Below are 20,161 nucleotides of genomic sequence, written 5' to 3'. Positions count from 1 at the left end.
TTCTACTGGCCGTTCTTGACGAGGTCGGGGTGGACGGTCGCGGCGATCTGCCGGACGGCGTCCGCGTTGCGCACACCCGCGATGGTGGTCACCTCCGAGCCGAGGCGGACGAAGTGCCCCTCCTGGACGGCCTTCAGGCCCTGGGTCGCGGGGAAGCTCCTGAGGAACGCCTCGGCGTCGTCGAAGGCCTTGCGGGTGGCCTCCTCACTGCCCCGGTTGCGGACGGCGAGCTGGATCCAGTCCGGGTTCTTGGCGACGACGTCCTCCCACGAGCCGGGCTTGAAGTCGGCGTCGCAGTCGGCGAACACGTTGCGCGCCCCGGCCTGGGTGATCACCGCGTTGGCGACCTGCCGGCCGCAGACCGCCACCGGCTGCTTGGTGCCCGCGTCGAAGTCGAAGACGAAGTAACTCGGCCGCTGCCCCTCCGGCACGGCGGCGAGCGCGGTGCGCACCTCGCCGATCTGCCGCTCCATCCCGGCCACCAGTTCCTCCGCCCGGGCCGAGGTGCCGGTGACGGCGCCGAGCCGGCGGATGTCGTCCTCGATCCCCGCGAGGTCGGTGCGCGGCGCCTTGGCCGCCTTCGGGGTCCCGGCGCAGGCGGTGGAGAGTAGGTAGACGTGCTGGATGCCGGCCGCCGCGTACTCCTCCTCGCTCGGCCCGGTGGCTCCCCCGCCCATCATCGGCATCGCGCTGAAGGTGTCCACGTAGAGGTCGGCGCCGGAGCCGAGCAGCTTCTCCTTGGGGATCACCTTCTCCCCCAGGACCGGCACCTTGGCGCCCTGGTCGGCGAGGTCCGCCGGCAGGGTGCCCTTGCCGGGCGGGAAGCCGGTCCCGATCACCCGGTCGCCGGCACCGAGCCGGAGCAGCATCTCCAGGCTCGACGCGTTGCTGGTGACGATCTTCGTCGGCGCCTTGGCGACGACGGTCTCCTTGCCCGCGCAGTCCTCGACCTTCACCGGGTGGGCGCCGGCCGGGGCCGCCTGGGCCGCGGCGGTGACGGAGGCACGCTGCGGGCCCCCGCTTCCGCAGGCCGTGGCGAACAGGGCGACGGCGGCCGCGATTCCGCAGACAACGCGTGGGCGCATGACAACTCTCCTGGTCGGTGGTCCGTGCTCGGGCCCGTGCAGCGGACCCGGACCAGGTAGTCGGACGCCCCGGGCGTCGGGTTCCCGGGAATCCACCTGGAAGGGCGCCACCGGCCGCGGCAGCACGGACGTAGGCTGACCGGATGGCCGACCCCACCGCCCCGCGCGACGACCTCGACCTCCCCGTCCGGCTCGGGTCGCGCCCGCCCCGCCGCGTGGTCTCCCTGGTGCCCTCGCTGACCGAGGCGGTCGCCGCCACCGCGCCCGGACTGCTGGTCGGCGCCACCGACTGGTGCACCCACCCCGCCGATCTCGCCGTCACCCGGATCGGCGGCACCAAGAACCCCGACGTCCCCGGTGTCCTCGCGCTCGAACCCGACCTCGTCATCGCCAACGACGAGGAGAACCGGCGCCCCGACCTGGACGCGCTGCGCCAGGCAGGCGTCCCCGTCTGGGTCACCGACATCCGCACCCTGGACGACGCCTTCCGGTCCCTGGACCGGCTGCTCACCGTCGCCTGCCGACTGCCGCGCCCCGACTGGCTGGACGAGGCGGAGGCGGCCTGGGCGCCGCACGGACCGAGCCCCGACGACTCCGAGAGCTCCGACACCTCCGAAGGCCCGACGGCGGTCGTGCCGATCTGGCGCCGCCCGTGGATGGTCCTCGGCCGCGACACCTTCGCCGGGGACCTGCTGCGCCGCCTCGGCCTGCGGCTCGTCCACGCCGACCACCCCGAGCGGTACCCCGCCGTCCCGCTGCCCGAACTGCTCGACTGTCGAGCAGAGTTGGTGGTCCTACCGGACGAGCCGTACCGCTTCACCGCCGAGGACGGCCCCGAGGCCTTCCCCGGCACGCCGGTCGCGCTGGTCAGCGGGCGACACCTGACCTGGTACGGACCGTCCCTCGTCACCGCACCGACCGTCCTGCGGCAGGCGATCGACCACCCGTTCACACCAGGCGCGGCCGACGCCTGACGGACGGAGATCCGCTCGACGCCGCGGGACCACCGACGACATGGAAGAGCCCGGGACGCGAATTCGCGTCCCGGGCCCTGTGGGGCAGGCGAGGTCAGCCGCGTGCGGCGGAGACGGCGGCGCCCAGCGCCTCCTTGATGCGGGGGCCGAGACGGGCGAAGCCCAGCTCCTTCATGGCCGCGCGCAGCAGCTCCTCGTCACTCCGCTCGACCCCGTCGCCGTCCACCCACCGCACGACGGCGAGCAGCTCGTCGGCCGAGTAGGCGGTCACGGGACGACCGGGCGTGAAGTCCGGCTTCACGGGACCGGCAGCGGGCTCGGCCTCGGCCGCGGAGGTCTCCGCCTCGACGACGGGCTCCTCGACGGCCGGCTCCTCGACGACGACCTCGGCGACGGGCTCCTCGGCGACGGGCTCCTCGGCCACGACCTCGGTCACCGGCTCAGCCTCGACAACCGGCTCCTCGACGACGACCTCGGCGACGGGCTCCTCAGCAACGACCTCGGGCTCGACCTCGGCAGCGACCTCCTCGGCCACCGGATCAGCCAGCGCGGCCTCGGCCTCGACGGCCGGCTCGTCGGCGACAACCTCGGCCACCGGCTCAGCCTCGACAACCGGCTCCTCGACGACGACCTCGGCGACGGGCTCCTCAACAGCGGCCTCGGGCTCGACCTCGGCAGCGACCTCCTCGGCCACCGGATCAGCCAGCGCGGCCTCGGCCTCGACGGCCGGCTCGTCGGCGACAACCTCGGCCGCCGGCTCAGCCTCGGCGACATCGTCAGCAGCCGCGGCCACCTCGACAGCCGGCTCCTCGACAGCGGCCTCGGGCTCGACCTCAGCCTCGACCTCGGGCTCGGCCACCAGGGCCTCCGCCTCGGCGGCGGGTTCCTCGATGACGGCTTCGGTCTCCGTCACGTCGGCCTCGGCGGCGGGTTCCTCGACCTCGACGGCCGACTCCGCGTCCTCGGCCGCCGCCTCCTCCACCGCTGCGACCTCGGCCAGGGCGGCGGTCGCCGCGGCGACCAGGTCGTCGGCGGCCGGGGAGGGGGCCGGGAGGGAGACCACGGCAGCCGGGGTCTCGTCCGTCAGCTCCTCCGCGGCGGCCGTCTCGACGGCGGCGGCGTCCGTGTCGGAGTCCGAGCCCGACACCGCCTCAACACCGGTTTCAGCCTCGGTCACGTCCTCGACCTCGACCTCGACGGTCTCCCCGGCGGGAGCGGTCACCGGGGCCGGGACCTCCTCCACGAGACCGTCCCGCTGCCCACCGGCGAGCGCCTGACGCGCAAGCGCTTCAGCGTCGGCCTCGACTCCGGCCTCGGACTCGACCTCGACCTCGACCTCGGCAGCCGATTCCTCGAAGGCCGGCTCTTCGACCGCCGACTCCTCGACCGTCGGGTCCTCGGCGGCGGCCTTCTCCGCCAGCCCGTCCCGCTGCCCGCCCGCGAGCGCCTGGCGGGCCGAGTACGCGGCCTCGGCGGCGCGGCGGTCGGCCTTGGCGGCGGCGAGTTCGGTGAGCAGTTCGCCGAGACCGGCCTCCTCCAGCGTGGCGCGCAGGCCGCGGATGGTGGGGAGGCGGTAGAGGGTGCCCTCGTCGGCCGCGAGCCGCTCGACCAGGTCGATGAGCTCGGCGAAGGGCAGCCCGTCCAGGTCGTGGTCGGGCAGGAGGCGGGAGAGCTCGCGCAGGCCGGCGTTGATCGCCTCGAAGGCCTGGGCGGTGCGGTCGATGAGGGCGCCGTCGGCGGGCGCCGCCGGGAGGCTGCCGGCCGGGGCGAGGGCGGCCCAGGCGCGGCGCTCGATCTCGGCGGAGGTGAGTGCCTCGTGCAGGTCCTCGCGGCGGACGCGCCGGTCGGTGGCGAGGGCGGCGGCCTGCTTGCGCAGCGAGCGGCCGCGCAGCCAGGAGAGCTTGACGCCGTTCTCGCGGCGCCAGGCGCTGTCGGCGGTGGCGGCGGCGAGGGCGCCGAGGTCGGCGTCGTACGCGGCGGTGGTGAGGGTGGCGGAGGTGCGGTGCACCCGCTGGAGCATCTCGACGAGGAGCGCGGTCTTGGCGACGGTGTCCGGCTCGTCGAGCTTGACCTCGGCGGCCAGGGCGGTGACGGCCTCCCAGGTCTGCTGCAGGTCGCTGCCGCGCAGCTCGGCGAGCGCGGTGGAGGCGGCGCGGGCGTCCTCCGGGGTGGCGACGGTGTCGACGGCCGCGTACCAGGCGTGGGTGTCGGCGGTGAGGGTGAAGGCCCCGAGTTCGGCGTAGCGGCCGAGGTCCTCGCGGAGGTCGGGCTCCGCGGCGGCGTCCTGGGGGTCCTTGACGTCTGCGGCGTCGGCGACGTCCGCCGGGTCGGCTGCGTCGGCGTTGCGCGAGTGAAGCACTGTCATGTGAGGTCCGGTTCTGGGCGACGACGGCGGGGCTGGCGGCGAGGGGGCGGCGGACCGGTTGCGCGGGGGTGCCCCGGGGAGGGGCGAGGGGGCGCGCGGGCGGGCTGCCGGTGTGGAGGCCCAGAATACGGGTGCCCGTTCGAGCCATGCACGCACCCACCGCCCCGACGGGCCGGTGTCGTGTGCCATACCGCCCGCCTGGCCGCTACTCGGGGGACCCTCCCGGGTGGTCCGGCGCTGGTCCGGACGGGTGTCCCGGTCTCCGAACGGTGGACGGACCGGGGCGGCGGCCGGGCCGTCGCAGCCGTTCCAGCGGGACCTCGCGGACGCCGCGGCGCGGCCGGCCGAGCGGTGGCCGGTACCCGGCGCGGCCGAGGGCGGACAGGTCGACCGGCGCGAGGTACTCGCTCAGAGCGGTGCGGCGCCACCACGCGCCGGTTTCCCGCAGTTCGCGCCAATCGGTGAACCGGTAGAGGTAGAGGGTCGCCCGGACGTGGGTCGGTGGGGCGTCCGGAAAGGGGTTGTGGCGCAGCAGCCGGAGCGTGGCCGGGTCGCCGGCGAGCAGGCGGGCGACGAGGGGCAGGAACCAGGGGCGGGCGTAGCCGGGCGAGATGCCGGCGAACCACATCAGCCAGTCCAGCCGCAGGTGGTAGGGGGCGTACTGACGGGGCAGGCGGCGCACGTCGCCGGGTTTGCCCTTGAAGCCGTACTCCCGCCACACGGTGCGCGGGGTGAGGACCGCCTCGTCGGTGCCCTCGACCACGACCTCCTGGCGCAGGCGGTTGACGCTGCCGAAGGCGCCGTAGGTGTTGACGAGGTGGAGGCGGTTGAAGGAGCGGTTCATGACCTGGCCGCTGGAGACCATGTTCCGCACCGGCCAGTAGCTGAGGACGAGGACGGCCGCGGTCAGCGCGATCACCAGCGCCTCGTACCAGAGCGGGGTGCCGGGGTAGGCGCGGGCGTGGACGGGCAGGCCGAGGCGGGCGGGTTCCACGGCGGCGATGGCCAGGGTCACGGTGAGCCAGTTGAGCCAGGCGAAGTTGCCGGAGGCGATCAGCCACAGCTGGGTGGCGATGACGGCGCAGGCCGCGTAGCTCGCGACCGGCTGCGGGAGCAGCAGGGCGAGCGGTACGACGAGTTGGACGAAGTGGTTCGCGGCGACCTCGACCCGGTGCAGCGGGTCGGGCAGGTGGTGGAAGAACCAGCTGAGCGGTCCGGGCATCGGCTGGGTCTCGTGGTGGTAGCGGAGGCAGGTCAGGTCGCGCCAGCAGCTGTCGCCGCGCAGTTTGATCAGTCCGGCGCCGAACTCGACGCGGAGGACCAGCCAGCGCATCAGCCACAGCACCGGGGCGGGCGGTGCGGTGTCGGCGTTGCCCAGGAAGGCGGCGAGGAAGCCGGCTTCCAGCAGCAGGGACTCCCACCCGAAGGAGTACCAGGTCTGTCCGACGTTGACGATGGAGAGGTAGAGGGTCCACAGCACGGCCCAGAGGAGGATCGAGGCCCAGAGCGGCACCGCGTCGCCGAGCCCGGCCGTGACGGCGGCGGCGAGGGCGGCCCCGCTCCAGGCGACGGCGGCGAAGAAGCGGTCGCTGTAGTGGAGGTGGAAGAGGCCGGGTGACTGCCGGAAGGGGACGCGCGCGGTGAAGCGGGGCACCGGCAGCATGCCGTTCTCGCCGATGAGGGCGCGGAACTGCGCGGCGGCGTTGAGGAATCCGATCAGGTAGAGCGCGGCGAGCAGGCGTTGGACGAGCAGCCGGCTCAGCCAGTAGTCGGGGGCGGCGAACCAGTCCATGCGGCCCATGCCTACCACCGCCGTCCGGCGGGCGGGCCCGGCCGGGGCGCGGGCGGCGGACGGTTCACCCGCTCGGCCCGGCCGGGGCGCGCGGCGCCGCGGGGGGGCGGAGTTCCGGCGGTGCCCGGACGGCACTGCGGCGGGGAGCCTCTCATCGGGGGTGAGAGGCGCCCCGCCACGGTGGTGGGCGGTGCGGGTGACGCTGACGGCGCGGGTGGTCCGAATGGTGCGGATAGTGCGGATGGTACAAGTCGCGCAAGTGGCGCAAGTGGTGTGAGCAGTACGACTGGTGGACGGACTGCGCGTAGTGCCTGTCGTGCGGGGGACGTGGGCAATGCGGGTGATGCGGGTGATGCGGTGATGCGGTGATGCGGTGATGCGGGCGATCCAGGCGAATCACCTGCACGGCCGGTTCGGGCGCGGGCCTCGGTGCCGCACGCGGGCGACCGGTCGGCGGCTCAGCCCGGCAGGACGAGTCCGGCCCCGCCGGCGATGCCCGGACGGCCGGTCGCGGTCGCGGCGCCGTTCTGCTGCAGCCGGTCGACCAGCAGCGCGGCCAGCGTGCCGAGCTCCTCCTCCGTGCGGGACTGCGCGGTGACGTCCATGCCGACGGTGAGGACACCGTTGACCTGGCCGGTGCGCGCGGCCCGCAGCGGGGTGCAGGTGAAGCTGAAGATCTGCTGGATGCGCTGGGCGTCGGGGCTGGTCGACTGCACCCGGACGTCGTTGAGGACGGTGGTGCGGCCGGTGCGGTACGCCTCCGAGACGGCCTGCTGCAGGCCGGCCACGCCGAGTTGCGGGTAGGCCTGACCGATCGCGCCGTACGCCACCGGGGCGCCGAAGGCGCCGGCGTGCTGGGCGTTGGCGTAGCGGATCTCCTGGCCGGGGCCGTCGGTGAGCATGATGGGGAACGGGGAGCCGTCGAAGGCGGCGAACATCTCCTGCTGCTGGGCGAGCAGGTTGTCGCGCAGCCGGATCTCGGAGAGCAGCGCCTCGGCGAGGTGCTGGATGTCGCGCAGCCGCTCGCGGCCCCACTGCCGGGGTTCCCGGTCGAGGACGCAGACGGTGCCGATGACGGTGTTGGTGTCGTCGACGAGCGGGGCGCCGAGGTAGGCCCGGACGCCGAGTTCGTCCACGACGGGGTTACCGGCGAACCGGGGGTAGGCGAGGATGTCGTCCAGCGCGAGGGGCGAGCGCTGGGCGACCACGTGCGGGCAGAAGCCGTGGCTCATCGGCATCTGACGGGTCGGAAGGTCGAAGGCGATGCCCCGGTCCGCCCACGAAGCTCCCTCTTCGGCCGCGATCTCGGCCGAGTTTGGCGGAATGTAGAGCCCCCGGAACATCTGGCGCTCGTCGTTGATGAAGTTGACCATCGCGATGGGAGCGCGGGTGATGCTGGCTGCCAGGTGCGCGAAGCGGTCGAAGGCCTCGTCCGCGGACGGTTCGTTCAGACCCAGGCTGCGCAGCCTGCGGGTCCGCTCGGACTCCCCGGCGGCACCCGGGAACTGGCCTTGAGTGCTCATCACATCAGTCATGGCGCACATGTAATCAGACATCCGGGCCCTTCGGTGCTACCGGTACCGGTCACCAGCGTTGCTGATGCACAGTCAAAGCCGCATGTGAACGGGCGCTCAGCCGGGTTGCAAGGAGGGGAAAGATCATTCCCCTACCCACGCGGGAGCGAAACCCGCGAGTAACCACGACGCGCCGAATCTCGCCATTCCAAGATCAACTAGGCGTGAAGGGGGTGTTCACATATGACAATGAGCCCTGCCGGAGACACGGACGGTATTCCTCTCCCCCCGGGAAACCGCGCCAAGGTCCGCATGCACCGATTGCAAGGGAGCGATCGGCCGCCACACCTCCACACCCCCACCCGATATCCCCGGGGCGCGGCCGGAGCGGCATCGACGGCATGAACGGAGGCACGACACCCACTGGAACGAGAGGACCAAGCATGGCTATGGACTACTTCACCGACGAGCGACACGAGAGCCTCCGGGCGGAGGTCCGTGAGTTCGCGGAGAAGGAGGTGCGTCCGCAGGTCGCCAGAATGGAGGCCGACCGGGAGGTCGAGTTCGAGCTCTCCCGGGAGATCGCCCGCCGCGGCTGGATCGGCGTGACCATCCCCAAGGAGTTCGGCGGCCTGGGGCTGGGCCACCTGGCCAAGACCATCATCGTGGAGGAACTCGCCCGCGTCAGCGGCGCGATGGGCGCCATGGCGCAGGCCTCCCAGCTCGGCGTCGCCAAGGTCATCCACTTCGGCTCGGACGCGCAGCGGCGCGAGTGGCTGCCGAAGTTCGCCTCGGGCGAGTCCCTGCCGACCATCGCGGTCACCGAGCCGGAGTCGGGCGGGCACGTGCTCGGCATGGCCGGCACGGCCCGCCGCGAGGGCGACGAGTACGTGATCAACGGCCGCAAGTGGTTCGTCGGCAACTCCCACATCGGCGACGTGCACGGTGTGGTCTTCCGCACCGACAAGGGCAGCGGGGGGCTCTCCGCCTTCCTGGTCGAGAGCGACCGGCCGGGCTTCCGCACCGGCACGCTCGGCACCCAGGGCGGCCTGCACGGCTTCAGCTTCGGCGAGCTGATATTCGAGGACTGCCGCATCCCGGTCGGCAACCGGCTGGGCGAGGAGGGGCAGGGCCTGGACGTCGCCTACTCCTCCTCCACCCTCTACGGCCGCCTCAACCTGGGCGCCGTGGCGCTCGGCATCCACGTCGCGATCGTCGAGGACGTCGTGCGCTACGCCGAGGAGCGCGTCCTGTACGGCAAGCCGCTCAACCAGCTGAACAGCGTCGCGCTGAAGCTGGGCGAGCTGCAGTCCAAGCTGATGACCGCCAAGCTGGCCGCGTACCACGCCTCGCACCTGCTGGACAACGGCAAGCCGTGCGACGCCGAGCTGATGAACGCCAAGCTCATCAACACCGAGTACGCGATGGACTCGGCGCGCAGCGCGATGGAGATCCTGGCCGCCCGCGGCACCCAGGAGGAGTTCAACATCATCCGCTACCTGCGGGACGCGACCCACATCTACGCCCCGGCCGGCACCTCGGACGTCCAGAAGCTCCGGCTCGGGCAGGTCGCCTCGGGCACCTACGGCAAGCAGTGGTCGGCCGAGCTGTCCGACCTGGCGAGCTGGGCGTGGACCGAGCTGAACCAGCTGGAGACCGAGGGCCGCGACGAGAAGGACGGACGGGTGGCGCCGATCTCGCTGGCGGGCTGATCACCGGCACCGGTCCGGGCGCCCCCCGCACCTGACCGGGCTGATCAGCGGCACCCGACCTCCGGCCAGGGCCCGGCCGGGGCGGACGGTGGCGATCCTTCGGCATACGATCGTTTGACCTGTTCCTGACGGCTCTCCGGGAAGCGCACCCCGCCTCCCGGAGGGCCGTCCGCATGTCACGACGAAGCCGCTGAGCTGCGGCGATCCGTCGGCGAACGCTCCGGCCGCCGAGAACCTCCCGGGCCATCAGCCGTTCACATATCGTCAGTTGATGTTGCGATGAGGCCACCTGGGACTGATAGGTTTCCTGCCGTCGGCGGCCGTGGCTGTACACCGCCCGGACGGTGACACCGCGTCACCCCGTCCGGCGGCCCCGGCCTCGGCGCCCTGAAGCCCGCCCGGGCCGCACGGGCCGATCCGTCGTTCGGACCCGCGACCCGGCCTGCAACTCGGCCCTGCAACAAGGAATCAGATGCCAGGCATATCGGCCCCCCGCACGGGCCACCGCGCCGGCCGGTCCGGCTCCCTTCGCAGCTCGCTCCTCGCCCTCGTGCTGGTCCCCAGCCTGGGCCTCGCCGCAGCCTGGGGCTACGCCGCCTACCTGCTGCGCGACGCCGGAAACCGCACCGCGCTGCTGATCGGCACCGCCGTCGTCGCCGTGGTCCTGCTGTTCAGCCTGATCCGCGGCATCCGGGCCGCCCGGGTGCTGTCCGGCCGCCTCTCCGGGCTGCGCGCCGACACCCTCGCGCTCGCCCAGCAGGAGATCCCCGAGGTGGTCGGGCGACTGCGCGCCGGCGAGCCGGTGCCCACCCCGCCCGCCTGGGCGCCCTCCCGTCGGATCGGCGACGAGGTCCAGCAGACCGCCGACGGCCTCGCCGCCGTCCGCCAGGCCGCCGTCGCCGCCATCGTCCACCAGGCCCAGGGCCGCGAGGGGACGAAGAAGGTCTTCCTCAACATCGCCCGCCGCACCCAGATCCTGATCCACCGCCAGATCAGCATGCTGGACGCGCTGGAGCGCGAGCACGAGGAACCCGAGCTGCTGCGCGAGCTGTTCGCGGTCGACCACCTGGCCACCCGGATGCGGCGCAACGCCGAGAACCTGGTCATCCTCGGCGGCGCGCTGCCCGCCCGCCGTTGGCGCAACGCCGTGCCCATGGTCAACGTGCTGCGCAGCGCCGTCTCCGAGACCGAGAACTACGCCCGCGTCGTCGTCCAGGGCGTGCCGCGCGCCTCGCTCAGCGGACAGGCCGTCGCCGACGTCATCCACCTGATCGCCGAGCTGATCGAGAACGGCACCACCTTCTCCCCGCCGTACACCCAGGTGCAGGTCTCCGCGCAGGAGGTGCCCAAGGGCCTGGCGGTCGAGGTCGAGGACCGCGGCCTCGGCATGGGCGAGGAGGAGTACGAGCGGCTCAACGAGTACCTGGCCAACCCGCCGGAGCTGGACGTCTCCGCGCTCGGCGACGACCTGCGCCTCGGCCTGTTCGTCGTCGCGCGGCTGGCCGCCCGGCACGACATCCAGGTCACCCTGCGGCCCTCGCCGTACGGCGGCACCCGGGCCGTGGTGCTGGTGCCCTCGGCCCTGCTGGAGCAGGCCGAACAGCCGGCCGCGGTGCCCGGACTGCCGTCCGGCGCCCGCGTCACCCGCACCCCGGTGCCCGACGCCCGGGCGGCGGCGGACGGCGACCTCGGGGATGTCGACGAGGAACTGTCGGGCGCGCTCGCCGGAGTGCTCAGCGGGCTGCTGGGCAACGGGCCGACCGGACCCACCGGGCCGGCCTCCCCGGAGACCGGGCTCGACGGTGCTCCGGGAACGGCCACCGGCGCCGTGATCGCCGGCGAGCTGGTCGACCCGCGCCCCTCGGACGGCGGCCGCGCGGACGGCCACCTGCCGGACGGCGGTGTCCTCGACGGCGGACTGATCGACGGGGGGCTGCTGGAGGGCGGTCTGCTGGAGGGCGGTCTGCTGGACAGCGGGCTGATCGACGGCGGACTCCTCGACAGCGGGCCGCGGGACGGTGCTCCTGCGGCACCGGCCAACGGCGGTCTGCCCGTCGGCGCCCGGATCCCCGGACTGCCCGGTGCCGTGGTCGTCCCGCGGCCCGCCCTGCCGCGCCCGTACGACGTCCCCGGCGGCGCGGGTGGCGACGTCCCCGCGGACGCCCTCGCCGGGGGCCCGTCGGCGGGCCACTACGGCACGGAACTCGCGGGCGAGCCGGCCGCGGCGCCCTTCGACCCGGTGCCCTTCGACCCGGCGCCCGCCGACCACTCCGCGACGACCCACGAACGCCCGCAGGAGGACCGCGTGGAGCACGGCCCGGACGGCGAACTGCGCACCCCGCGGGTCCTGCCGCAGCGGGTCCGCAACGCCAGCCTCGCCGAGCAGCTCCGCGAGGCCAACGCGCCCGGCGCCCTGCTCCCGCCGTCCCTCGGCCGCCCCGGCCATGCGGGCCCCGCCGGCGCCGGCCGCCCTGCCGCGCCGGGCACCCCGGCGGCTCCGGCCGCCCCGCTCGCGCCCCGGTACGGCGGTGCCGAAGCCGACGCCCAGGCCGAGGACCCGTCACCGCAGCGCTCCCGCGCCACCATGGCCGCCATCCAGCGCGGCACCCGGACCGCCCGCGCGGCCGCCACCGAACCGGGCGCCCCGGCCTCCCCCGCGCCCGCCAACCCCCGCACCCCGGCCGCACCTTCCGCCGCTCAGGAAGCCTCCGCCGCTCAGGAAGCCAAGGAACAGCAGTGATGACGCAGCACACCGAAACCCAGCGCGACCTCAACTGGCTGCTGGACCAGCTGGTCGCACGGGTCCCCGAGACCCGGCACGCCATCGTCCTCTCGGAGGACGGCCTGCTGGTCGGCATGTCCCAGGGCCTCGACCGGGCGGACGCCGAGCACCTGTCCGCCGTCGCCTCCGGACTGCAGAGCCTCGCCCGCGGCGCCGGGCACCGCTTCAACGGCGGACGGGTCCGGCAGACCGTGGTCGAGATGGACCAGCTGTTCCTGTTCGTCACCACCGCCGGGCAGGGCGCCCGGCTCGCCGTCCTGACCAGCGAGCAGGTGGACGCCGGACTGATGGCCTACGAGATCAACATGCTGGTCAAGCAGGTCGGCCAGTACCTCACCGCGGCGCCGCGCAGCGATGCCGGCCAGGTCGGCGCGGGTGGCGGTGCGTGACCACCGCCGACACCGACGAGGGCTGGTTCTACGACAAGGACGCCGGCCACCTGGTCCGCCCCTACGCGATCACCAACGGGCGCACCGGGCCGGTCCGTGACGGCTTCGCGCTGATCACCCTGGTGGTCACCGCCGACCCGCGCACCGACACCACCCGGCTCTCGCCCGAACCGGCCGCGATCATCGACCTGTGCCGCGAACGCCCGTTGGCCGTGGCCGAGATCGCGGCCACCCTCGACCTGCCGGTCAGCGTGGTCAAGGTGCTGCTGGACGACCTGGCCGAGGCCCGGCTGATCCTCACCCGTGCCCCGGTCCAGCTCGCCGAAGCGCCCGACATCTCGCTGATCCAGGCCGTGATCGAGGGAGTCCGCAGACTCTGAGGGGCGGTGCCCCCGCCGCGGCCGTACCGACGGCCGGCGGGGGCACCGCCCGACGCGGCTCCGGTCGCGCCGGCGGCCCGGTTCCCCGGTCGGCTCCGGTCGGCTCCCGTCAACCCGGGCGGCCCGGCGGGCCCCAGGCGGACCGGCTGCCGAAGTTGCCCCCCCCGCTCTCCCAGTTCCCTTCCAGGAGACCCGAATTGACGACCAAGAGCCTGGTGCCCGGCGCGGTCAAGATCCTCGTCGCCGGCGGCTTCGGCGTCGGTAAGACCACCATGGTCGGCTCGGTCAGCGAGATCGAACCGCTGCAGACCGAGGAACGGATGACCCGCGCCAGCATCGGGGTCGACAGCCTCGACGGCATCCAGGACAAGTCCACCACCACGGTGGCCATGGACTTCGGGCGGATCACCGTCCGCGAGGACCTGGTGCTCTACCTCTTCGGCACGCCGGGGCAGTTCCGCTTCTGGTTCATGTGGGACGACCTGGCGCTCGGCGCCCTCGGGGCGATCATCCTCGCCGACACCCGACGGCTCGAATCCAGCTTCGCCGCCGTGGACTTCTTCGAGCAGCGCGGCATCCCGTTCGCGATCGGCGTCAACTGCTTCCACGGCCGCCGCGACGCCACCCCCGACGAGGTGCGGCGCGCCCTCGACCTCGGGCCGGAGGTCCCGGTCGTGCTGTGCGACGTCCGGGAGCGGGCGTCCAGCAAGGAGCTGCTGCTCGCGCTGCTCGACCGGGTGCACCGCAACGCCCTGGCCTCCGGGCGGCGGTGAGGGCGGTCGCCCGCCCCGCGGGCGGCCCTGGCTGCGCGGGCGGCCTTGGCTGCGCGGGGGGGTCGGTCCCGACTGCGGAGCCGGGCGGCTAGGCGTGCGCCGGGTCGAGCACGGCGAGCGAGCCCACCAGCGGAGCGAGTTCGGGGACCTCGGTGGCCCGGGCCAGGGTCGCCTCCAGGACGGCGTCGTGCACGGGCCGGGCGACCGCCAGCAGGTCACGGCCCGCCGGCGTCAGCTCGGTGTAGATGCCGCGCCGGTCGTCCGCGCAGAGGTAACGGCCCAGCAGGCCCCGGTCCTCCAGCCGGCTGACCAGCCGGGTGGTCGCGCTGCTGCTGAGCGCCGCCGCGCGGGCCAGCTGCTGCATCCGCATGTGCCAGCCGTCCTGGCGGGAGAGCGCCTCCAGCACGGTGTACTCGACCACCGAGAGCTTGCACTCGGCCTGGAGCGCCTTCTCCAGCGCGGTGTCGATCATCCCGTGCAGGGCGGCGAGCGTGCGCCAGCCGCGGGCCCGGATCTCGGCCGCGTCGTCCCGGATCCCCATGCCGCGCCGTCCTTTCCGCTGCACCGCGTGGTCGGTGCCTCCTGGGCGACAAGTATGCCAGTCAGCGCGGATTACCGGTCCCTGCAAGCAGTTCGGTCCATGGCTCACTCGTCCCCGGTCCAGGCCGCCGCGCAGAGCGCCGTGGCCAGCTCCTCCGTGTACCAGGCAGCCGCCAGCCAGGCGACGGCGAAGGCGTCATGGTCGTCCGCGACGACCCGGCCGAACACGTCACGCCGCTGGTCGGCCGCGGCGGCCCGCAGGCCGTCCAGCAGCTCGGCGGCGGTGGTCAGCCCGGCGGCGCGCAGCAGGCCCCGGTCGGCCGCCGCCGTGGCCCCGCTCGGGCCGAGGGCGTGGCGGCCGGTGGTGACCGTCTGCTCCACCCGTCGGCCGAGAACGTGCACGGGCGGACCGTACGGCGCGGGGGCGTCGGAGTACTCGGAAGCCGTGCGGTCCGTCACGCCGGGGAGCGCGCCGGGGGTCGTACGGTCCGTCGCATCGGGGACGGTGAGGTCGGCGGTCTGCAGGCGTTCGAGGCCGAGGTTGACCCGGCCCGCGCCGTCGGCCACGGCCAGCGGGTCGGGCGCCTGCGGCGGCGTGCCGATCGCGAGCAGGCGCAGCTCCGGGCGGTCCGTGCGTTCCAGCCGGCCGACCACCCGCAGCCGCAGGCCGGGCACGGTGGCGAGCAGCGCGAGGTTCGCCCGGAACGGCAGGTCGGGGTGCTCGTGCGCCGCGCCCAGGGCGATCACCGGCCCGTCCTCCGTGCACCGCGCCAACAGCTGCGGCGCCCCGCCCGGCCCGGTGGGTGCCGGGCCCAGCAGGGTGACGTCCAGGAAGAGCAGGTCGCTCCCGGCCGGCCGGCTCTCGTACGGGAGGTCCTGCGCCGCGAGTGCCCGTGCCACCTGGGCCGCTGCCGGTTCGGCCCAGAGCCGGGCCGCCGGCTCGGCCGTCCACGCCGCGCCCGCCGCGCGGACGGCCCGGACGGCTGCACCGGCCCCCAGCCGCCCGGAGGCGGACCGGGTCGCGCCCTGGACGACCAGCCCGGCGCGGCTGAACTCGCGGTGGCTGAGCGCGGCGTCGCCCAGCCGGACCGTCCGGTTGCCGGCCCCGACCGCCTGCGGAGCGGCCGCCGCCGCGTCGTCGTGCGGCATGACCTCCGCGATCGTGCTGAGGCGCCCGTCCGCGTCCACCGCCCAACTGACCGCACCCGCGTGGGTCGCCGTCAGCACCGGCTCGGCGAACAGTCCGTAGAGCCGCAGGCCGCCCTCCTCCCGGTAGGCCTGGCGCGCGGTGCCGCGCAGCTCGGCGACCGGGCCGACGCCCGCGGTCAGCGCGGTGGTGAGGCCGAGCAGCTCGCGCAGGCCGGCCGCCAGGTCCGCCAGCCGGTGGTCGGGCGCGCCGGTCCGGGCCGCCCGGACCCCGGTCACCACGGCGACGGCCGCCGCGGCCGGTCGGTGCAGGCCGGCGAGCCGGGCCCGGTGGCCGGCGCGCAGGAGTTCGGCCTGGGAGACGGCGCCCGCACCGCTCACCCCGGCGGCGAGGACGGCGGCCGCGGCCCGGTGGAGGTGGTGGGCGGCGTCGAGCTCGGCGGTGGTGAGCGGGGTGAGGGGGGTGACGGGGGCCTGCGGTTCGACGGGCGCCGGGCCTGCGGGCGCGGCTCCCGCCGAGGCGGGTGTCCCGGGCTGTTCGGTCGTCCCGGGCGGCTCCTCCTCCGCGGTCGGCTCGGCAAGCGGGCAGAGGGTGACGGCCGCGGCCCGGTGCACGCAGGCCGGGGCGAGCAGGCAGCCGCAGCGGACGTCCGCCTGGTCGGCGACCGTACCGCCCGGCGCGTGGAGGACGAGCACCGTCTCCTCGTCCACCTCCACCCGCCACTCGTCGCCCTCGCGGGCCACGGGACGCTCCGCCAGCTTCGCCGCCGCACCGTCCAGTCGTTTCTGCAGCCGGGCGCTCAGCCCCGCCACCACCTCGGCGACCACCTCCGGCCGCACACCCGGCCAGTCACTCGTCCGCGCAATCACGCTCATCGCACCTTCTCCCCCACCCAGCGGGCCAGTTCCAGCGGGCTCAACGCCGCCACGGGCATTCCGGCCGCGACCAACCGGCTCGCGACCGCCTTCGAGTAGCGGGCCGTCCCGGTGTCGTCCAGCGCCGCGCAACCCAGCAGGTGCACACCGGAGTCCACCAGCGCCCGGGTCTGCGCCAGCAGCCCGGCCACCGGCCCGCCCTCCTCGAAGTCGCTGACCACCGCGACCAGCGTGCGGGACGGCACCGTCACCAGCTTCCGCGCGTGGCGCAGGCCGCTCGCGATGCTGGTGCCGCCGCCGATCCGCACCTCCAGCAGCAGGCTCAGCGGATCCTCGACGCGCTCCGTGAGGTCGACCACCTCGGTGGAGAACGCGACGAAGTGGGTGCTCAGCGAGGGCACCCCGGCCAGGATCGAGGCCGTCAGCGCCGCCCAGACCGTGGAGGCCTCCATCGATCCGGAGACGTCCACGACCAGGATCAGCCGCCAGTCGTTGGCCTGGCGCGCCCTCGTCCGGAACACCGGGCGCTCGGGCACGATCAGGGTGCCGCCGTCGGGCGAGGGACGGGCGGTGGCCAGGTTGGCCCGGATGGTCCGGTCCAGGTCCAGCCCGCCGCCCGGCCGCCGGGACGGGCGCGGTACCGCGATCCCGGTCAGCGCCGGGCGCAGCGTGGTCGCCAGCTGCCGGGTCAGCTCGTCCACCAGCCGCCGCACCAGCGGGCGCAGCCGCGCCAGCCGTGCCTCGGGCAGGCCGCCCGCGTGCTCCAGGACGGTGCGCAGCAGGTCGACGGACGGGCGCACGGCGGACGGGTCGATCGCCTCCAGGACGTCGGTGCGGCCCTGCGCGACGGCGGTGGCCAGCACCTCCTCCCGCAGGCCCGGTCCGAACAGCGACTCCAGTTCCTCGGCCCACTCCCGCACCCCGGGGTAGGGGGCCTCGCGGCCGCCCCGGCCGCCCCGGCTCTCCAGTCCGGGGCCGGAGCCCTCGCCGTGGCCACTGCCGTACAACTCGTCCAGGGCGGTGGCGATTCGGGCGCTCCGGCCGCTCAGGCCGCCGCTGCCGGGGCGGCCGAGGAGCAGCCGCCAGCGGTCGGCGGGGGCGAGGGTGTGCCGGGCCGGGTCACCCACCACGGGGGTGGGCCCCGGCTCGTGGGCCCGCTCGGGGTCCCGCTCGGGGTCCCGCTCGGGGTCCCGCTCGGGGTCCCGCTCGGGGGCCGGCGGCGCCGGCAGCAGGCCGCGGCGGGCCAGCGCGGAGCGGGCCGCGAGGTCCGCCCGCACCCAGCCGGCGACCACGGCGGGGCCGGCCTCCTCCGGCAACGCGGTGAGGCGGGTGCCCAGGCGCTCCTCGACCAGGGCCAGCAGCCGGTCGCGGGCGGCCGGGCTGAGCGTGTCGAAGCCGCCGCGCAACGCGGGCAGCCGGTCCAGGAAGGCGTCGTCGGGCAGCGAGGTGACCCGCTCCAGCACCGGCTCCAGCGCCTCGGGAGCGGAGTCGAACAGTCCCTCCGCCGCCGTCAGCAGCCCGACCAGCGCCCGGCCGAGCGCGTGCCGCGCCTCCGGGCCGGTCGCGCCGTCGACCCAGGAGGCCGCCCGGCCGCCCAGCTCCCCGGCCGCGTCCTGCCCGAGCAGCACCCGCACCGCGCCGGCCGCGCCCCGCACCAACGGGCTCCCCCGCTCGGCGAGTTCGGCCAGCACGTACGCCAGCCGCACCCCGCCCAGCCGGTCCGCCCGCCGCACGAGTTCCACCAGGGCCCGGGCGTCCTGCGGATCGTCGGACCCGCCCAGCCCCTCCAACTGTCGTACGGCAGCGACCGTCAGGACCTCCCCGGCGGCTGCCAGGGGGGCGGCCGAGAGCGGATCGGCCGAGAGGGGGGCGGAGGATCCGGACTCCTGGGCGCGATCGGCGTCGAGCGCGCCGCCGGAGGACTCGAACTCCCCCGACGGACCGGCGGTCGGCAGCTCGCCCGCGGTCCGCGGAGACGCAGCTCCGCCCCGCGCACCGGGGACCGGCGCCTCGGCCGTGACGCCTCCGGCCTCGGCCGCGGGGACGTCCGCCGCGACGGCGGCACCACCGGTGCGGGCGACCGCGGCCGCCGCCGGTGCCGTCCCCTCGCTCGGGGCGCAGCCCGGGAAGTGGCCGGCGGCGAGGCGGTCCAGGAGGGAGAGGGCGTCGAGGAGCTCGGGGAGGGTGGCCGAGGTGGGGAGGGTGGTGGTGAGTCGGGTGAGGCGGGTCGCGGTGAGGGCGGGAAGGGCGCAGGAGGCGGCGGCGGTGAGGCCGTCGATGATCTCGCGCGGGGACGGGTCGGCGGTGAGGCGGCTGCGCAGGGCTCCTTCGGCGGCCTGGGCGGGGGTGACGCCCCGGGTGCCGGCGACGGTGAGCATGGCGGCGGTGGCGGGGGTCCAGTGGAGGTTCCAGCGGGTGCCGAGGGCTTCGGTGCCGCCGGCGCCGGTGGTGGCGACGGGCTCCGCGTAGGGGACGTCGCAGGCGGTGAGGCGGTGGAGGAGGATCTCCCGGCGGCGGTCGAGGGGGCTGCGCAGCGGGTCGAGGCGCAGGTCGCGCGGGCCGGGGTCGCCGGGGCCGGGGAGGCCGAGGTCGGCGAGGAGGGTCTCGACGGCGGGGGCGAGCCCGCTGCGCGGGGCGGCGGGGGTGGGACGGCCGGTGCGGGTGCCGATCAGGACCTGTTCGAGGGCACGGGCGACGGCCCGGCCGCGGCCGAGGGGTTCGCCCTGGGCGAGGACGGTCTGCACCGCCTCGACCAGTTCGCCGCGGCCGGGGGCGGCGTGGCCGCGCAGCCGGGCGAGGTCGCCGGCGAGGCGGACGATCTCGCGGGCGTCCGCCGGGCCGCTGGGGTGGTCCTGGGCGCGCAGGGCGGCGCAGATCCGGACGGCGGTGGTGGTGAGTGCCTCGGCGAGCCGTTCGGGGTCGCCGCCGGCGTCGAGGACGGTGTGCTGCCACTCCGGGTCGCGGATGCCCGCCGGGTAGCCGGAGCGGGCGTCGAGCAGCGGGTAGGTGTACGGGATCAGGGACAGGACGTGGCCGGGGTCGTCGGGCGTCGCTTCGTCGGCGGCGACCGGACCGTCCAGCAGGGCGGGGGCGTGGAAGGCGCCGATGACGGCGGCGATCCGGCGCCCGCCGGCCGAGGCGGCACGGATGCGGGCGCGCATCCAGGCCTCGCGGCGCAGGTCGTACGGGTCGACGCCGGGACCGGTCTGGGCGTCGTGGCGCAGCGCCCAGCCCACGAGCAGGGCGGCGCGCCGGACGGCCTCCGGGCTGGAGCCGGGGGCGGCGGTCTCGACCAGGCGGTCCCACAGGTCCTCGTCGGAGTCCCGGCCGGTGAGGCGGCGGCGCAGCGCGTCGGCGACGCCGGGCGCACCGGCCGTGCCGGACTCGGCGGTACCGGGCCGGCCTGCCGCGGCCCGGGCGGAGCGGTGGGCGAGCGGGAGGTCGCAGGCGATGGCCTCCACGCCGTTGCGCCGGGCCCACCGCAGGGCGGCGAGTTCCGGGGAGAAGTCGGCGAAGGGGTAGAAGGCGGGCCCGCCCGCCTCCTCGGGCCCGGCCGGGGCGGCCGCGAGGGCGACCGGGGCTTCGGTCGCCTCGTCGGCGAGCCAGTCGAGCCAGGGTTGGAACTCGGCGGGCAGTTCGACCAGGACCGCCTCCGGCCGGGCGGCGTCGAGCAGCGCGGGGACGGCCGCGCTGAGGGACGGCGCGTGGTGGCGCACGCCGATCAGGTAGGGCCCCGGTCGGCCGGTGCCGGAGGCGGCCAGCCGGTCGGCCTCGGTCCGGACCGTCCGGTCCGCGTCGTCCGGGGCGGGTGTCACCGCGCTGCTCGTGCTCAT

13 protein-coding genes are annotated in these 20,161 nt (G+C 75.3%); 6 read left to right on the top strand and 7 right to left on the bottom strand.

What is annotated here, in order from left to right; genetic code table 11:
* Positions 1 to 2: 2 nt before the first annotated feature.
* Positions 3 to 1,085: an ABC transporter substrate-binding protein gene (locus tag ACZ7KX_RS04620; protein WP_470325279.1), complete on the bottom strand. Its 1,083-nt coding sequence runs from the start codon at positions 1,083 to 1,085 to the stop codon at positions 3 to 5.
* Positions 1,086 to 1,228: 143 nt separating this feature from the next.
* Between ACZ7KX_RS04620 and ACZ7KX_RS04615 the strand changes: the two genes are divergently transcribed.
* Complete coding sequence (locus ACZ7KX_RS04615; protein ID WP_470325278.1) at positions 1,229 to 2,059, top strand: helical backbone metal receptor; 831 nt, start codon at positions 1,229 to 1,231, stop codon at positions 2,057 to 2,059.
* A 94-nt stretch (positions 2,060 to 2,153) separates the two neighbouring features.
* On the opposite strand, the gene ACZ7KX_RS04610 is transcribed toward ACZ7KX_RS04615, so the two are convergent.
* The 3 genes from ACZ7KX_RS04610 to ACZ7KX_RS04600 form a co-directional block, all read right to left on the bottom strand.
* On the bottom strand, positions 2,154 to 4,424 hold the full coding sequence (locus ACZ7KX_RS04610) for a hypothetical protein (RefSeq protein ID WP_470325277.1): 2,271 nt from the start codon (positions 4,422 to 4,424) through the stop codon (positions 2,154 to 2,156).
* A 205-nt stretch (positions 4,425 to 4,629) separates the two neighbouring features.
* Positions 4,630 to 6,216 (bottom strand): lipase maturation factor family protein, encoded by a 1,587-nt coding sequence (locus ACZ7KX_RS04605; RefSeq protein WP_470325556.1) that lies wholly within the window; start codon positions 6,214 to 6,216, stop codon positions 4,630 to 4,632.
* 458 nt (positions 6,217 to 6,674) lie between these two features.
* Positions 6,675 to 7,739, bottom strand: a complete 1,065-nt coding sequence (locus tag ACZ7KX_RS04600; protein WP_470325276.1) for a GAF domain-containing protein — start codon at positions 7,737 to 7,739, stop codon at positions 6,675 to 6,677.
* Between the two features lie 434 nt (positions 7,740 to 8,173).
* On the opposite strand from ACZ7KX_RS04600, the gene ACZ7KX_RS04595 reads away from it, so the two are divergent.
* The 5 genes from ACZ7KX_RS04595 (at position 8,174) to ACZ7KX_RS04575 (ending at position 13,766) form a co-directional block, all read left to right on the top strand.
* On the top strand, positions 8,174 to 9,442 hold the full coding sequence (locus ACZ7KX_RS04595) for an acyl-CoA dehydrogenase family protein (RefSeq protein ID WP_470325275.1): 1,269 nt from the start codon (positions 8,174 to 8,176) through the stop codon (positions 9,440 to 9,442).
* Positions 9,443 to 9,914: 472 nt separating this feature from the next.
* Entirely contained in the window at positions 9,915 to 12,182 is a 2,268-nt protein-coding gene (locus ACZ7KX_RS04590; protein ID WP_470325274.1) for a sensor histidine kinase, read from the top strand.
* Complete coding sequence (locus ACZ7KX_RS04585) at positions 12,182 to 12,613, top strand: roadblock/LC7 domain-containing protein (RefSeq protein ID WP_470325273.1); 432 nt, start codon at positions 12,182 to 12,184, stop codon at positions 12,611 to 12,613. Before ACZ7KX_RS04590 ends, ACZ7KX_RS04585 begins: the two co-directional genes overlap by 1 nt.
* Positions 12,610 to 12,993: a DUF742 domain-containing protein gene (locus ACZ7KX_RS04580; RefSeq protein ID WP_396547468.1), complete on the top strand. Its 384-nt coding sequence runs from the start codon at positions 12,610 to 12,612 to the stop codon at positions 12,991 to 12,993. The genes ACZ7KX_RS04585 and ACZ7KX_RS04580 overlap by 4 nt, the downstream gene beginning before the upstream one ends.
* A gap of 197 nt (positions 12,994 to 13,190) precedes the next feature.
* Positions 13,191 to 13,766 carry a GTP-binding protein gene (locus ACZ7KX_RS04575; protein ID WP_350519087.1) on the top strand — a complete coding sequence of 192 codons (576 nt, stop codon included), beginning with the start codon at positions 13,191 to 13,193 and terminating at the stop codon, positions 13,764 to 13,766.
* An 88-nt stretch (positions 13,767 to 13,854) separates the two neighbouring features.
* Here the strand turns inward: ACZ7KX_RS04575 and ACZ7KX_RS04570 are convergent, their stop codons facing one another.
* The 3 genes from ACZ7KX_RS04570 to ACZ7KX_RS04560 form a co-directional block, all read right to left on the bottom strand.
* Positions 13,855 to 14,307 (bottom strand): MarR family winged helix-turn-helix transcriptional regulator, encoded by a 453-nt coding sequence (locus tag ACZ7KX_RS04570; RefSeq protein ID WP_470325272.1) that lies wholly within the window; start codon positions 14,305 to 14,307, stop codon positions 13,855 to 13,857.
* A gap of 104 nt (positions 14,308 to 14,411) precedes the next feature.
* Positions 14,412 to 16,328 carry a hypothetical protein gene (locus tag ACZ7KX_RS04565; RefSeq protein ID WP_470325271.1) on the bottom strand — a complete coding sequence of 639 codons (1,917 nt, stop codon included), beginning with the start codon at positions 16,326 to 16,328 and terminating at the stop codon, positions 14,412 to 14,414.
* Positions 16,325 to 20,161 carry a DUF5682 family protein gene (locus ACZ7KX_RS04560; RefSeq protein WP_470325270.1) on the bottom strand — a complete coding sequence of 1,279 codons (3,837 nt, stop codon included), beginning with the start codon at positions 20,159 to 20,161 and terminating at the stop codon, positions 16,325 to 16,327. The genes ACZ7KX_RS04565 and ACZ7KX_RS04560 overlap by 4 nt, the downstream gene beginning before the upstream one ends.

The organism is Kitasatospora sp. NPDC038210 (genome assembly GCF_055600605.1).
Note: the sequence above shows the minus strand (reverse complement) of the source record. Positions and strands in the feature narration are given on the sequence as shown.

Excerpts from the sequence above, each read along its gene's own strand:
- ACZ7KX_RS04620 (WP_470325279.1), bottom strand. The coding sequence starts at position 1,085 with ATGCGCCCACGCGTTGTCTGCGGAATCGCGGCCGCCGTCGCCCTGTTC.
- ACZ7KX_RS04615 (WP_470325278.1), top strand. The coding sequence starts at position 1,229 with ATGGCCGACCCCACCGCCCCGCGCGACGACCTCGACCTCCCCGTCCGG.
- ACZ7KX_RS04610 (WP_470325277.1), bottom strand. The coding sequence starts at position 4,424 with ATGACAGTGCTTCACTCGCGCAACGCCGACGCAGCCGACCCGGCGGAC.
- ACZ7KX_RS04605 (WP_470325556.1), bottom strand. The coding sequence starts at position 6,216 with ATGGACTGGTTCGCCGCCCCCGACTACTGGCTGAGCCGGCTGCTCGTC.
- ACZ7KX_RS04600 (WP_470325276.1), bottom strand. The coding sequence starts at position 7,739 with ATGAGCACTCAAGGCCAGTTCCCGGGTGCCGCCGGGGAGTCCGAGCGG.
- ACZ7KX_RS04595 (WP_470325275.1), top strand. The coding sequence starts at position 8,174 with ATGGCTATGGACTACTTCACCGACGAGCGACACGAGAGCCTCCGGGCG.
- ACZ7KX_RS04590 (WP_470325274.1), top strand. The coding sequence starts at position 9,915 with ATGCCAGGCATATCGGCCCCCCGCACGGGCCACCGCGCCGGCCGGTCC.
- ACZ7KX_RS04585 (WP_470325273.1), top strand. The coding sequence starts at position 12,182 with ATGACGCAGCACACCGAAACCCAGCGCGACCTCAACTGGCTGCTGGAC.
- ACZ7KX_RS04570 (WP_470325272.1), bottom strand. The coding sequence starts at position 14,307 with ATGGGGATCCGGGACGACGCGGCCGAGATCCGGGCCCGCGGCTGGCGC.
- ACZ7KX_RS04565 (WP_470325271.1), bottom strand. The coding sequence starts at position 16,328 with ATGAGCGTGATTGCGCGGACGAGTGACTGGCCGGGTGTGCGGCCGGAG.
- ACZ7KX_RS04560 (WP_470325270.1), bottom strand. The coding sequence starts at position 20,161 with ATGAGCACGAGCAGCGCGGTGACACCCGCCCCGGACGACGCGGACCGG.